Source organism: Cellvibrio sp. BR, assembly GCF_000263355.1.
GTDB lineage: Bacteria > Pseudomonadota > Gammaproteobacteria > Pseudomonadales > Cellvibrionaceae > Cellvibrio.
Genome location: NZ_JH668201.1, coordinates 73,087 through 88,047, shown reverse-complemented (window position 1 = coordinate 88,047; position 14,961 = coordinate 73,087). Strand labels below are relative to the sequence as shown.

The following is a 14,961-nucleotide window of genomic DNA, read 5'->3' as shown; positions in this document are numbered from 1 at the left end:
TCCAGCGAACCACTGGATAGTCAACAAGCCGCGTTAGAACTTTTTTGTTACAATCGCGCGGCGTTTTAACGCTTCTCCCTCAGCCGACTACCAAAAACCATGAATTTAATTTTGCTCTCCCCCGATGATTTAACCTCCAGCCACAGTGCATTTATTAGCGATGCGCGCCGGGTGACGCATATTAAAAATATCCATGGTGCAGTAGCGGGTGATGCGCTCAAGGTGGGGTTGTTGGGCGGGAATATGGGTACCGGCAAGGTTATAGCGCTGGAGGATGGGGGAATTAGGCTGGAGTTGGATTTGCCACAAACGCCGCCACCTGCGCTGGATTTAACACTGGTATTGGCATTGCCGCGCCCGAAAATGTTGCGGCGTATTTTGCAAACCATTTCCACCTTGGGAGTAAAAAAATTACACCTGATTAATTCTTACCGCGTGGAAAAAAGTTATTGGCAAACACCGTTTTTGGAAGCGGCGAGTATTCACGAGCAATTATTGCTGGGTTTGGAACAGGGGTGCGATACGCGCTTGCCCGAGGTGCATTTGCACAAGCGTTTTAAACCTTTTGTGGAGGATGAATTGCCCGGGTTAATTGCTGGTAGCCGCGCGCTGGTAGCACACCCTTACACCGCAACCACCTGCCCCAGCCAAATTGATTACGCACTCACGCTCGCAGTTGGCCCGGAAGGTGGTTTTATTGAATATGAAATCGCACTGCTGGAAAAATGCGGATTTGAAGCAGTGCATTTGGGTGAACGCATTATGCGCGTGGAAACAGCCGTGCCGTATTTATTAGGTCGACTGTTCTGATTTGGCGCGCGCGAGAATTACTTCAAACTGATCAATAGGCACCGCTTGGCTGGACAAATAACCTTGATAATAATTACAGCCAAACGATTTTAAAATTTCCAACTGCTCTTGCTCTTCCACACCTTCGGCCACCAATTCCATATCCAACAAACGGCCCATGGTAATAATGGTTTCTACCAAGACGCGGTCGTTGCGGTCTTCGATAATATCGCGCACAAAACCCTGATCAATTTTTAATGTACTCACCGGTAAACGTTTGAGATAACTGATGGACGAGTAGCCGGTGCCAAAATCGTCGAGCGAGAAACTAATGCCGCGATTACTGAGTGTGGTCATGGTGACAATCGCATCGTCCACCCGCTGGATAACAATACCTTCGGTAATTTCCATATCCAGCGAATTTTCCGGAATGGCATATTTATCGAGTGCTGCCAACACGTCATCCACAAACGCATCGCGCCGGAACTGGCGCGGGCTGATGTTAATGCTGAGTTTCATCCCGGTTTGCCACAGGCCGGATTCTTTCCAGGCGACGAGGGTTTTGCACGCATCTTCCAATACCCACTGACCAACATCGATAATCATGCCGGAGGTTTCCAGTACGGGAATAAAATCCACTGGCGATACCATGCCCTTAATCGGGTGATTCCAACGCAGCAGTGCTTCAGCGCCAACCACATGACCGGTTTGAATATCAATTTTGGGCTGGTAATAGAGTTTGAATTGCGCTTCATCCAGTGCGCGATGTAAATCGCCTTCCATGGTGAGTTGGCGGCTGACTTTATCAGCCATTTCCTCGTTGAAAAATTCGATGGAGTCGCGACCTTTTTCTTTTACCTGATACATAGCAGTATCGGCGTAACGCAGCAATTCGTGCACCGAATTATTTTTATCCGGATACACCACCACCCCCACGGAGCAGGTCACGCGCAATTCCATATTGTCGTGGAGGTAAGGCTGGGAAATGATGGCGCGAATTTTTTCACTGATTTCACCGGCGCGCAGTGCAGCGGTTTCTATGTCCTGATCCAGCACCGTGAGCACGACAACAAATTCATCGCCACTCAACCGCGCGACTAAATCTTCCTCGCGCACCGATTGCTGCAAACGCTCGGCAACTACTTCAAGCACGCGGTCACCCACCGGATGACCGAGAGAATCGTTGATAGTTTTGAATTGATCCAGGTCGATAAACAATACCGCACCATAATAACCGTGACGTTCGGCACGGCGCAGTTCGTGTTCCAAACGCTCCACCAATTGCAAACGATTCGGCAGACCGGTGAGCGCATCGTGGTGCGCCATAAATTCCATTTTGGCTTGGGCGTTTTTGCGCTCGGTAATGTCGACCGACACGATGAGCGCAACTTTTTCATCGTAAAACGCGAGCGGCATAATGTGGGTTTGTAAAAATAATTGTTTACCCGTGGCGGTGACAAAACGTTCTTCAATTACATCCAATTCTTCGTTGCCGCGAATCACGCGGTAATCGTTTTGCAGCATGGTATCTATATCGAATACCGAATTTTTAAGTAACTGGCGCACGTGCAAATTGCGCATTTGTTCAGGGGTATAACCCAGTTCAGTGGCGAGGGCTTTGTTGGCAAACAAGTAATAGCCAGCAATATTGCGCGCGCCAATCATTACCGGGAGGTGATCGATAATTTGGCGCAAATGCTCTTCACTTTTGCGCAGCGCCAATTCCACCGCACGGCGTTTGGCGAGCGACAATTCCACTACGTCGAGCAATTGATTAGAACTGGCAATAAGTTGCGAGAGTTCGTCTTTGCGCTGCGGCGGCAATTGTGTGAGACGATTTACGCCGGGGTGATCGGGGTTGATGTTGTTAATCTCGCGGGATAAACGTACCAGCGGTTTGGTGAGGGTGTAATAAAAAACCACAAACAATAACAGTACCAAAAACATGTTGCGCAGCAAGCCGGTCATGAGTGCCGTTTTGGAGCGGTTGTAAAAACCTTCCAGCGCCAGATCCATATCCACTGAAAAACGGATACTGCCGGAAGTGCCATCGCTATAACCGGGCAGCAACAGGTTGGCGGTGTATTCGCGGGTATTTTCGGTAATTTTACTGGTGAGCCAGCGAGTGGGGACTTCCGGGCGGGTGCTGCTGCCCTGGGCGAGTACGTTGCCGGTATCGTCGTAAATAACTACTTCGTAAATGAAACCGTAACGCAGTAAGCCGTTAACCACTTCGTAGGAAAGTTCGTCATCCAAAGTGGACACCGAGCGTACGGCCGGTGGCGTGGCAACTTGAATAACACGGTCAATAAGGGATTTAAGTTCTTTTTCCTGATTCAGGAAATCCAGATACAGCTGCACGGAACTCAGTAAAAAACTCAGCACAAACGCCAAAATAATACCGATTTTGGCAAGCTGAAAAGAAATGCCATTAAAAAATGAAGGCGCTTTGTCTCTCATTGACCTTGGACTTCCGGGATTTGAATTGTTTTATCTGGAGGGCTTTTACGTTATATCCGGGAGCGCAACCTCGTGGCGTAATCGCCGACATCACCCCGGATGTATCCTTGTCTTCGCGAGAGTATAGAACAAACTAATCACTGGCGCCTGAATCAATAAATTTATTTTTCATAAGCTAATCGCCATATTTCCAGCGTTAGAGAATGGTTTGTGGGTCGCGCCATAACATGGAAAAACTCGTTGCCACCGCTGGCTGGGTCAACTCGCCGCGATAGGTGTTGAGCGCTGCGGTAAAACCGACATCGCCTTTTAACGCCGCCACGCCCGCATCGGCCAAACGCAGAATGTAGCTGAGCGTTGCATTGGTTAAACCCAGAGTTGCGGTGCGCCCCACCGCGCTGGGAATATTGGCGACGCAGTAGTGAATCACCCCCTCTTCTACATAGGTTGGCTGTTGATGGGTGGTAGCGCGGGAGGTTTCAAAACAGCCGCCCTGATCGATAGCAACATCCACCAACACACTGCCCTTTTCCATTCGCGCAATCTGCATGCGGGTAAGCAAGCGCGGTGCACTGGCGCCGGTATTCAATACACTGCCAATCACCAGATCTGCACTGAGCGCACACTCATCGATACGCTCCTGGGTTGCATACTCACACACTACCCGGCCGCGCCATAAGTCATCCAGCTGGCGCAAGCGGGCGATGGATTTGTCCATAATACGCACCTGCGCGCCTAACCCAACCGCCATAGCGGCAGCATTTGCACCGACTACCCCGCCTCCCAGAATCAACACATTGGCAGGCGCTACGCCGGGAATACCGCCGAGTAAAACCCCCTTGCCGCCCTGCGCCATTTGTAAATGATGCGCGCCCGCTTGCACTGCAACCCGTCCGGCGATTTCAGACATAGGGGCAAGCAGCGGCAAACGCCCCTGTTGATCACTCAATGTTTCGTAGGCGAGGCAGGTGGCACCCGAGGCGAGCAAAGCCTCGGTCAGCGGCCGACTCGCCGCCAAATGTAAATAAGTGAATAGGATATGGGCAGGTCGCAGCAGTGCGTACTCTTCTGGCTGCGGTTCTTTGACTTTGACGACAAGAGTGGCTGTGGCATAAACCTCGGCGAGAGTGCCCACAATCAGTGCACCTGCCGCGCGATACTGCTCATCACTAAATCCGGCAGCGGCACCTGCCCCTGTCATGACTACTAGCCGATGACCACGGCGTACCAATTCAGCAACTCCGGCGGGGGTGAGCGCAACACGGTTTTCGCCAGATTTAATCTCTTTGGGTATACCTATTTGCATAACTACCTCCGTATTTATAAATGGGAGTATAGCTAAGGGCGCAGCAGGCAAAGTGGCTCGACTTATGCTTCAATTAGAATGTAGTAGTTTTTTGACGCCAAGTTGTGATCAGCGCAGTTTTGCCGCGCGTAGTGATGACAAAATAGGGCGTAACGAGGTAGTTATGGGCATATGTGCCAGTGATTTACAGCAATGGATTATCAAACCCTGCCTGGAAGCCTTGGGCGATTATTCCCCCTTCGCCGAGCAGTTACTGCTGGCTACGGCAGCTCAGGAATCACAACTGGGGCTGCACTGTTACAGCGAGCAATATCAAGGGCTGGGGCTCTATCGAATAACCAGAAATAAACACCGCGAGTTGTGGGACCGCTATCTCATCCAGTTTCCCGACCTCGCCTCGCGCCAGCGCGGTTTAGCAAGCCAGCAGCAGTTTTTACTCGACCCCGAACGCGAATTGGTTACCAACCTGAGTTACAGCACTGGCATAGCATGGATGATCTACCGCCGCGCCCATATCGACTGCAATAACTTCCCCGACCTGCCGACCCTCGCCCAACTTTGGGCTGCGCATTTTGATAATGGCACCGGTGCCGTAAGAAATACCGACGGGTTTATCCAGTCCTATAACAAGTTGATCACACCTTATTTACACCGTCAGGTCGCCTAATCCAGACGACCTTATTCTGCTGACCTAGCGAATATCCAACACATCCACGTATTGCACTGCATCTTCTATGCGACCAGGAGCGCTAATGGCGCAGCTGTCGTCATCTTCCTCGGCAGTGTGCTTGTTGGTTTCCAGATTGATGAAATCAAACAGGTTCAAATCAGCCAGCTGCGAGGGCTGTACATTGCGGATGGCGGTAAAAATGGTTTCGGTGCGGCCGGGGAATTGACGCTCCCACTGCACCAGCATGTCTTTAACCACCTGACGCTGCAGGTTTTCCTGCGACCCGCAGAGGTTGCAGGGAATAATCGGGAAGCCCTTCAACTCCGCAAAATGCGCAATATCCTCTTCCGAACAATAGGCCAAGGGGCGAATGACGATGTTGCGCTTATCGTCCGAAAGCAGCTTGGGTGGCATGGCTTTTAACTTGCCGCCAAAGAACATATTCAAAAACAGGGTTTCGATAATATCGTCGCGATGATGGCCCAAAGCGATTTTGGTCGCACCGATTTCATCGGCAAAACCATACAGCGTACCGCGGCGCAAACGGGAGCAAAGACCGCAGGTGGTTTTACCTTCGGGCACGACTTCTTTTACGATGCTGTAGGTGTCGCGCTCGATGATGTGATAAGGCACACCCAGCTCTGCCAAATACTGCGGCAGGATATGCTCGGGGAAACCGGGCTGCTTTTGGTCCATATTCACCGCCACTATTTCAAACGAAATGGGCGCGGTTTTTTGCAGGCTCAATAAGATATCGAGCATGGTGTAAGAGTCCTTACCGCCGGAGAGGCACACCATCACCTTATCGCCGTCTTCAATCATGCTGTAGTCAACAATGGCCGAGCCGGTCAAACGGCGCAGGCGCTTTTGCAGCTTGTTAAATTCCAGACGATCTTTGCGTTCGTGTAACTCTTTCATGGACTCAGCACTCATGGGGCATTAAAAACAGGGCGTTAAGACAGGGCTCGGCTCGCGCCGGGCAGCGGCGCGCATTGTACGGATTTTACCCGCAAGTTGAAATCAATGACCGCCCGGAGGCAAAGCTTTGCCGGTATCAATTGATTATTTTGTCGTCAACCATAAAAGCACCCCGCGCCACGACTGGCCTCCAAGCGAGTGGCACAGCGCTTGCTCTAGGCAGATAAACACCCTCGGCTGTCAAAACCAGGGGTGACTTGTTGCCGCGAGGGGTTTCGAATGTCGTTTCTCGATAAATTATTTAAAAAAGGTCAACTCAAAGGCGCTGCCGACAGTGTTCAGAGTGAAGCCGCAACCAGCACGCCAGTGCCGGACGAATATCAAGCATTGTGGGAACTCAAAAAACAACGGCAGTTGCTGGAAGTAAAAATTACCGGCACTAGCCGCAGCTACCAAAGCATGATTATGGCCATCGACCTGGAGCGCGGCCTGCTCTGGCTGGATGACCTGTTTCCGCAACAACTGATATTGGATGCGGGCGACGAGCTGTGTATTCGCCACCATCGCAACACGGAAGAACTGGTGATTCGCGCGCCGATTGTGGCGCTAGGCTCCAGCTATGGCACCTCGGGTATCGCTATCGAATTACCCAATTTTGCCTACTATCAACCGCGCCGCCGCTTTCCGCGCTACACCATTGGCCATCAATCACCTTTGTCGGTAAAAATTCGCCCAATCGGCCAGGAACCCAGCTTTGGCACCCTGCAAGACATTTCCGTGGGTGGTATGCGCCTGATGGTAGCGGGCAACCTCTTGCCTTACCTGCGCCATGGGGCGGTGATGCCGCTGTGTGAAGTCAACCTGAGTGAAGAGTTACAAATTCGCTGCCGTGCCCGGATTTGCGCTTTCCGTATGGGCCGCAGCCCTTATCGCCACACCCAGATCAGCATTGAGTTTATCGACCTGGAGGAGGACAAGCGCACGGCGCTGGGGCGATTTCTGCGCGAGCAACAATTCAATACCAGCCTGGAACTCGGCGCCCTACAACAGCATCGCCCGCAAACCAGTAGAGCCAACGGACGCGCCTACGCCGCCTGATAACAACATTTAAAACTACAGCAACGAATGCGAAACATATTCGCACTAGAGATTCGTTATTTTTGAACTAGGCTTGAATGACCGATTGTATTTATTTGAATTAAATCACATTTCGGGATTTTCATCGGCGTAACTCAGGATCTACACATGCGCAACAATGGCCACACCACCGGCAGAGAAGTACACCTTTCCAATAAGGATGAAATAGTTTCCTCGTCCAACCTGCGCGGCGATATCGAATTTTGTAACGACACCTTCTGTCGTATTTCTGGCTACAGCCACGACGAACTTATCAATCAGCCCCATAATATTTTGCGTCATCCACAAATGCCACCCGCCGCGTTTGCCATGCTCTGGGAAACGCTAAAAGCCGGCAAACCCTGGATGGGCATAGTGAAAAATCGCTGTAAAAATGGCGACCACTATTGGGTGGATGCCTACATCACCCCGCTGCGCCAAAATGGCCAAATTTATGGTTACGAGTCGGTGCGGGCCAAAGCCGAACCCCACTTGATCAAACGCGCTGAAGCCGTTTATGCACGTATCAATCAAGGCAAGGCCCCCTACTCTGCTGCTGAAAAATACTGGAGTCTTTATGGCAACAGCGTGGCAATCACTCTTGTCAGCTGGATTCTGTTACTCATCACCAGCGGCCTGCTGGGCTCCTTATCAACCACCAACGCTATTGTCAGCTTGATTGTGGCCGCTGTTGTGGGTGGAACCGCGCAAGTGATGCAACAGGGGCGCATTGCCCAGGCACTGCAAGAGGCGCGCGCTACCATTAACGACCCTTTTGCCGCCTATATTTACACCGGCCGCTGCGATGCCATGGGTGAAATTGAATTGGCACAGCACGCCATTAAATCGCGCCTGCGCACGGCTCTTGGCCGCTTTGCGGAATCCGCGAAAGAGCTTCAACACAAAGCGGGAGCAGCGCACCATCACGCCAGCAAAACCTATGAAGGCATGACCGCGCAACAACGTGAAACGGCAGGTGTTGCCACCGCCATGCAGCAGATGGCGCAAGCGGTACAGGAAGTGGCGAGCGGCGCCAACCAAACTTCTATCGCCACAGGCACCGCCATTGGTGAAGTGGAAAAAGGCAATAAGGTGATTGAGGGTGCGCGCCTGGCGATTGATGATTTATCAAAAACAGTGGGCAATCTCGGCAATGTCTTAAACAAACTAAGTGAGGACAGCAGCAAAATTGCCAGCGTAGTGGATGTGATTCGCGGCATCGCCGAACAGACCAACCTGCTCGCCCTGAATGCGGCCATTGAAGCGGCCCGTGCCGGTGAACAGGGGCGCGGTTTTGCGGTAGTGGCCGATGAAGTGCGGTCGCTGGCACAGCGCACCCAGGAATCCACCGGCGATATTCAGCAGATTATCGGCAACCTTGGCAAAGCGACTGAAGATGCCAGCGTGAATATGAAAAACTGTTTGAATCTGGCGGATCGCAGTGTGCTTGAAATGAACAACGTGCGCGCGGCGCTGGATTCTATTTCACATTCGGTGAACACCATCGACCAAATGTCGCATCAAATTGCGACTGCTGCCGAGGAACAATCTTCCATGGCACTGGAGATCGAACGCAATACCCAAACGATTGCGCACATTTCAGACCAGACCCAACAGGAAGTGAGCATCGCCGATGGACTCAATAGTGAGATGGATAAACTGTCACACAAACAGCTGGATTTGATTGTCCGATTTAATTAATGCTGCACTCCACTTTGGCGAAATAGATTCAGATTTTTAGCCTGTTTTTCGTTAAAGTGGAGTCACGTTTTTTAGCGCACCAGTGCGCCGCTTTTGGACTCCCTCATGATATACAACCAACAAATTGCCCCTCAGGATTTACTGCGACTAGACCGCGATCACGTCTGGCACCCCTATACCGATTTCACCAACCCCGGTTTAATTACCCCTGTCAGTCACGCGCAAGGTGTAGAACTCCATTTGGCTGATGGCCGGGTGTTAATTGATGGCATGTCCTCCTGGTGGGCTGCCGTGCACGGTTATAATCACCCCGTTCTGAACCAAGCCGTTATTGATCAGCTGGGCAAAATAGCGCATGTGATGTTTGCGGGCATTACCCATGAGCCAGCCGTAAAACTGGCCGCGACTCTGGCCCGCATCACGCCTGCCGGTTTAAACAAAGTATTTTTTTCCGACTCAGGTTCGGTCGCGGTTGAAATTGCATTGAAAATGGCACTGCAATATTGGCACTCGCAGGGCCAAGCGCAGCGCACCACCTTTCTGACGCTCAAACGCGGTTATCACGGCGACACTTTTGGGGCTATGGCCGTATGCGACCCACATTCGGGTATGCATCATTTGTTTCACCACACGCTCGCCCATCACTTGTTTGCCGAAGCACCCACCTGCGGTTTTAATGAGCCGTTTCAGGAAACGCACATCGCCAAATTTGCACAATTGATTCAACAACATCGCCAAAAAATTGCCGCCGTGATTGTGGAACCCATTGTGCAAGGCGCCGGTGGCATGCGTTTTTATTCGCCGGAATATTTACGACGGGTGCGCGAACTGTGCGACAAACATGAAATTTTATTAATTGTGGATGAGATCGCTACCGGCTTTGGTCGCACGGGTAAATTATTTGCCTCTGAACACGCGGGCATCAGCCCCGATATTATGTGTTTGGGCAAAGCACTGAGCGGTGGCTACATCACCCTTGCCGCCACCCTCTGTAACGATAAGGTCAGCAACGGCATTGCCAGCGGCGATAATCCCGCATTTATGCACGGCCCCACTTACATGGGTAACCCACTCGCCTGTGCCGTGGCCAACGCCAGTATAGAATTATTGCTTAATTCAAATTGGCAGGAGCGCGTAAACGCGATTGGCCAACAAATGCAGGCTGAACTTGCTCCCTGCAAGGATTTCTCCTACGTAAAAGAGGTGCGCACACTGGGCGCAATCGGGGTGGTGGAATTAACTGAAGCGGTGAGTAGCTCAAAGCTGGTTCCGCTATTTGTGGAGCAAGGTGTGTGGGTGCGCCCATTCGGCAATATTATTTATTTGATGCCGCCGTTTATTATTACTCCCGAGCAACTGAGCCGCCTTACGTCAGCCGTTTTAAAAGTGGTAGCAACACTCGCAGAATAAGTTACTGGGCTAAATACCTATTAAAAAGCCAGAGTTCACAGCACCAACAAAAACGCCCGCAAATATCTTTGCGGGCGTTTTTGTTTGCATAACTGAATTTTATATCAGCCAATAAGACTATTTTATTTTGCGAATACCCACGGCCTCGCGCACTTTTTCTAACAAGGGCTTGCTATAGGCGCGGGCTTTTTCAGCGCCCTGCTGCAACACTTCTTCAATATGTGCGGGGTTAGCCAGTAAGGCTTCGTATTTATCGCGCGCTTCGGCCAACTGGCCATTCACCAATTCAAACAGTTGCCGTTTAGCTTCACCCCAACCTATGCCATCAGCAAATTGTTGGCGCATATCCGCAGTTTGCGCGGGCGTGGCGAACGCCTGCCAAATTTGAAATACCGGTGAAGTATCCGGGTCTTTTGCTTGACCGGGTTCAAGCAGGTTAGTCAGGATTTTATTAATGGATTTTTTTAATTGTTTTTCCGGCAAAAAAAGCGGGATGGTATTGCCATAACTCTTGCTCATTTTGCGCCCATCCAGCCCCTGCAATATTGCAGAGCTTTCCTCAACCAAGGCTTCTGGCAACACAAAATGTTCGCCGTAGTGATGGTTGAATCGCCCGGCTATATCGCGTGCCATTTCAATGTGCTGGATCTGGTCGCGCCCTACCGGCACCTTGTTAGCGTTAAACATCAAAATATCGGCGGCCATCAAAATGGGATAGGAATACAACCCCATAGTGATGCCAAAATCCGGGTCATCACCGTTAGCAACATTCACATCGACCGATGCTTTGTAGGCATGCGCGCGATTCATCAACCCTTTGGCTGCCATGCAGGTCAATACCCAGCAGAGCTCTGGAATTTCTGGCACATCGGATTGGCGATAAAAAATCGCATTATTCACGTCCAATCCCAAAGCCAACCAGGTGGCAGCAATTTCGCGGGTGGACTGATGAACCAAATCCGGCTCCTGGCATTTAATCAACGCATGAAAATCGGCCAGAAAATAAAATGATTGCACATCCGCGCGTTGACTGGCCTGAATCGCCGGGCGAATAGCGCCAACATAATTGCCAAGGTGGGGAGTGCCCGTAGTGGTAATGCCGGTTAAAACACGTTGCTTGCTCATGCTGCCCTATCTTAATTTATGAAAATAGTGATTAGCGGAAATAGTTAATTCGTGGGGTAAGTTCAGGGCGCCATCATACAGGCTAGCGAAACTGCCAGCCAGCGCACCGGATTGTTATGGCGCGCGGCAGCTGCAGAGAAACAAATGGGGAAATTAAAGACCGGCGTAGCAGGATTCTGCATCACGCAGAATGTAGCAATCAAAACCAGCCTGATTGAGCAAATGTGTGGCTACATCGCAGCGGCGACCGGAATCATCTGTCACCAGATAAACCGTATTGAAATCGAGATTCTTTAAATGATTACGCAATTGATTGAGCGGGATATTTTGACTACCCGGTACCGCCTGCATGCGTCGCTCTAGCGGTAACCGTACATCAATGATTTGGTAAGGTGCGGCATCGGCAGGTCGGCTGCGCAACTCTTCTGCGCTCAGGTAACGCAATACCGGCTCTTGCAGTAGCTCGCGGAAATCTTCTTTGTTTAGGCGCATCACCTTGCCAGGGGTGAGCATTTTTACGGTGGCGTTGCGGGTAGTGTCGCCCACCAAGGCTTCTTCACCAAAATAGTTGCCTGGGCGCAGTGCCGCGAGAATTTTTCCGGCGGGGTCTATCACTGTCGCACTGCCTGACTCCAGCACATAAAAATAATCACCGCGCTCACCCTGTTTAATAACCACTTCATCGGCTTGCACTTTTTGTGCAGTAAAACGAATGAATAACTGGCGAATATTGGCAGGTGGTAAACGGCTAAATAAGGGTGACTGCAATAGTGATGACATCCAATCATTGTCATCGTGCAAGCTGACACCGGAGAGATCCGCCTCTTCATCGCTGGATTCACTCCAGGCGAGTACCAGATCCAGAAAATCACTGTCCACGGCCAAGAGTGTTACATCGGATTTTGCTACCGCAGAGACTTGGGTAGGTTGGGTGATATTGAGCGGCGAGCGGCGTGATTCACTGGCGGGGTTGATGGTATTGACCTGAAATGCAGAATCAATCAAATCAACAGTGCCGCCCACTAAATAAACCTTTTCGGGAAAGGGGCGGCCACGCTTGAAAATAATGGTGCCTTTCGGAACATCACGCAGTGCAGCCTTTTCCGCAACTTGAATCAGGTATTCATGGTTGAGGGTGTTAAAAGGCGCAAAAGACGCTAATACATCAAGGCTAATCGCCATTGGGAAACTCCACTAAACACTGGCAATGAAAAAGATAAACCCGATGGGATGGAGCATATTTCATCGGGACAAGCGGCGCGATTATAAGCATAGGCGGTTGGCTTGGCGCAGACTTGTCCCTAGTCTTTGTACTGGATCACAGCAAGGTTGCGAGCAGCTGCGCGTTAAAGTGCGCTGGCCAATGCCATAGGCGCCTTGGTGTAACGGAAAAACTCAACACTGGCACGGTACAGGTTCCAACCATCCTGCACACCTGCCAGCTCGCGAATGGAGTGCATGGCAAAAGTCGGGCAGCCCACATCAATCGTTTTAACACCGACTTCAGAAGCCACCACCGGGCCAATCGTACTACCGCAACCCATATCGGTACGCGCCACAAAACTTTGTACAGGCACCTCAGCTACTTCACAGAGCATACGGAAAAAAGCACTGGTTTCACTGGTCGTGGCATAGCGCTGATTGGCGTTAACCTTGATTACCGGGCCGCGATTCAACAGTGGGCCGTGGTTTTCGTCATGTTTTTCCATGAAGTTGGGATGGATACCGTGGGCGTTGTCGGCGGAGATCATCATGGAGCGCTCAATCACCCGAATGCGCGTTTCTGTTTCGGGCAACAAGCGCATCAAAAATTGCTCCAGCATGGGGCCCTTGGCACCACAACAGGAGGCACTGCCCACCTCTTCGTGATCTGTGCAAATCAGCAGACTTGATACCTGATCATCCGCCTCCAATAACGCCTGTAAGCCGATATAACAGCTGAGTAAATTATCCAAACGGGCGCTGGCGATAAAATCTTGCTCCAGACCGACCAACGCTGGCGGCTGGGTATCATAAAGGCTGATCTCGTAATCCAATACCTGGCTTACCGCCAGCTCAGGTTGGCTGGCTTGCAATTCAGCGTGCAGCAAACTGCGAAAATCCGGCGGACTGCCCTCTTCCACGGGCAACTGTAAGAGTAATGGCACTATATCTTTCTGCGCGTTGATGGAGCGGTTGTTATTGGCGTCGCGATCCAAATGAATGGCAAGACTCGGTACTACCGCTACCGGACGCTGGAAATCCACCAATGCACTGGCGATTTGCTGCTGCTCATCGCGATAGGTTACCCGCCCAGCAAGCGATAAATCGCGGTCATACCAAGGCGCCAATAATGCGCCACCATAAACTTCCACGCCCAGCTGAAAGTAACCCCGACGATTCAGTTCAGCGCGCGGTTTTACTTTCAAGCAAGGGCTATCAGTATGCGCGCCCAGCATACGAATACCGGTATCCAATAGGCTGGAACGACCATATACAAAAGCGATGAGCGAGGAATCGTTACGTGTGATCAGGTAGCGCTTGCCCGGCTCCAGCAACCAGCTGTCGCCCTCATTTAATAACTCAAATCCAGCGGCGAGCAAACGCTCGGCCAGTGCGCGTGTAGCGTGAAAAGGCGTTGGCGATGCACGCAAAAAATCGAGCAGACCAGCATTAAACGCGGATTGGGTATGGACAGCAGAACTCATAAAATCACCAATAACGACTCATCGGGGGAAACTAGTCAACAGCACGGATACGTTGACGTTTTTGCCAGGAAACTGTGTCGCGCAAATAAACCGGCTCAGCCTCCAGCACATTAATGGCCTTGCCCTCTGCCCACAAACGCGCTGCAATCAACGCCATTTCCTCTGCACGTGGATGAGCATCCAACTGCAGTGACTGCGGAGCCAAAGACAGCATCGCGGGATAATGCCAGCCGGGGCCGACACCCATAAACGCGTGGTGTGATACCGGCAAATTGCTGTCTTCCGCGAGTAATTCCGGCTTGATAACCGCCTCTTCTACTAGCGCAATCACACCTTCAGCGGTCGGTGCATAAGCACACCAGTAAACTTCATTCATCCGCGCATCAAGCGCTACCAATACCGGAGCACTACTCGTGGGATTGGCGCGGTAATGACCAAGCGCCATGGCCTCCAAGGTCGATACGGGAATAACGGGCAAATTCGCACCAAATGCCAAGCCCTGCACTATGCCCATGCAAATCCGTAACCCCGTAAACGAACCGGGGCCGCGCCCAAAGGCGATGGCATCCAGGTCTGCCAAACCAATTCCGCGACCGGTTAATAACTCATCCACCATAGGCAGCAATCGCTGAGTATGGCTTTTGGCTGCCAGCTCAAAACTGGCACTCAGCTCACCATCCGCATAAAGCGCTACGGAACAAGCATCGGTAGAAGAATCCAGGGCAAGAATTAAAGCCATACAAACACAACTCTGAAAAAACAAAAAACACGCGGGAAAC

Annotated in this window: 12 protein-coding genes; 5 read left to right on the top strand and 7 right to left on the bottom strand. The window is 51.3% G+C overall.

Annotation, left to right across the window (positions count from 1 at the left end; genetic code table 11):
* Positions 1–99: 99 nt before the first annotated feature.
* Positions 100–810 carry a 16S rRNA (uracil(1498)-N(3))-methyltransferase gene (locus O59_RS05605; protein ID WP_007640433.1) on the top strand — a complete coding sequence of 237 codons (711 nt, stop codon included), beginning with the start codon at positions 100–102 and terminating at the stop codon, positions 808–810.
* Here O59_RS05605 and O59_RS05600 read toward each other — a convergent pair.
* Together O59_RS05600 and ald are read right to left on the bottom strand one after the other, a co-directional pair.
* Positions 793–3,249: a bifunctional diguanylate cyclase/phosphodiesterase gene (locus tag O59_RS05600; RefSeq protein WP_007640432.1), complete on the bottom strand. Its 2,457-nt coding sequence runs from the start codon at positions 3,247–3,249 to the stop codon at positions 793–795. The genes O59_RS05605 and O59_RS05600 overlap by 18 nt on opposite strands.
* 196 nt (positions 3,250–3,445) lie before the next feature.
* A complete protein-coding gene (gene ald / locus O59_RS05595; protein WP_007640431.1) occupies positions 3,446–4,555 on the bottom strand; it encodes an alanine dehydrogenase in 1,110 nt (369 codons plus the stop codon).
* A 64-nt stretch (positions 4,556–4,619) separates the two neighbouring features.
* Between ald and O59_RS21810 the strand changes: the two genes are divergently transcribed.
* On the top strand, positions 4,620–5,222 hold the full coding sequence (locus tag O59_RS21810; RefSeq protein ID WP_198284765.1) for a hypothetical protein: 603 nt from the start codon (positions 4,620–4,622) through the stop codon (positions 5,220–5,222).
* Positions 5,223–5,246: 24 nt separating this feature from the next.
* Here the strand turns inward: O59_RS21810 and ttcA are convergent, their stop codons facing one another.
* Positions 5,247–6,143: a tRNA 2-thiocytidine(32) synthetase TtcA gene (gene ttcA, locus O59_RS05585; RefSeq protein WP_040391586.1), complete on the bottom strand. Its 897-nt coding sequence runs from the start codon at positions 6,141–6,143 to the stop codon at positions 5,247–5,249.
* 279 nt (positions 6,144–6,422) lie between these two features.
* Between ttcA and O59_RS05580 the strand changes: the two genes are divergently transcribed.
* The 3 genes from O59_RS05580 to bioA all read left to right on the top strand — a co-directional run bounded on the left by O59_RS05580 (position 6,423) and on the right by bioA (position 10,370).
* On the top strand, positions 6,423–7,241 hold the full coding sequence (locus O59_RS05580) for a flagellar brake protein (RefSeq protein WP_007640425.1): 819 nt from the start codon (positions 6,423–6,425) through the stop codon (positions 7,239–7,241).
* Positions 7,242–7,388: 147 nt separating this feature from the next.
* A complete protein-coding gene (locus tag O59_RS05575) occupies positions 7,389–8,960 on the top strand; it encodes a PAS domain-containing methyl-accepting chemotaxis protein (RefSeq protein WP_007640424.1) in 1,572 nt (523 codons plus the stop codon).
* A 105-nt stretch (positions 8,961–9,065) separates the two neighbouring features.
* The gene (gene bioA / locus O59_RS05570; RefSeq protein WP_007640420.1) at positions 9,066–10,370 is read left to right on the top strand and encodes an adenosylmethionine--8-amino-7-oxononanoate transaminase; all 1,305 of its coding nucleotides are present in this window, start codon (positions 9,066–9,068) and stop codon (positions 10,368–10,370) included.
* 117 nt (positions 10,371–10,487) lie between these two features.
* Here bioA and O59_RS05565 read toward each other — a convergent pair whose 3' ends face one another.
* The 4 genes from O59_RS05565 to tsaB all read right to left on the bottom strand — a co-directional run bounded on the left by O59_RS05565 (position 10,488) and on the right by tsaB (position 14,921).
* Entirely contained in the window at positions 10,488–11,495 is a 1,008-nt protein-coding gene (locus tag O59_RS05565) for a tryptophan--tRNA ligase (protein ID WP_007640419.1), read from the bottom strand.
* A gap of 153 nt (positions 11,496–11,648) precedes the next feature.
* Positions 11,649–12,677, bottom strand: a complete 1,029-nt coding sequence (locus O59_RS05560) for a cyclic nucleotide-binding domain-containing protein (RefSeq protein ID WP_007640417.1) — start codon at positions 12,675–12,677, stop codon at positions 11,649–11,651.
* Between the two features lie 164 nt (positions 12,678–12,841).
* Positions 12,842–14,182, bottom strand: coding sequence for a M18 family aminopeptidase (locus tag O59_RS05555; RefSeq protein ID WP_007640416.1), 1,341 nt, complete (start codon positions 14,180–14,182; stop codon positions 12,842–12,844).
* 31 nt (positions 14,183–14,213) lie between these two features.
* Entirely contained in the window at positions 14,214–14,921 is a 708-nt protein-coding gene (gene tsaB / locus O59_RS05550; protein ID WP_007640414.1) for a tRNA (adenosine(37)-N6)-threonylcarbamoyltransferase complex dimerization subunit type 1 TsaB, read from the bottom strand.
* Positions 14,922–14,961 lie beyond the last annotated feature (40 nt).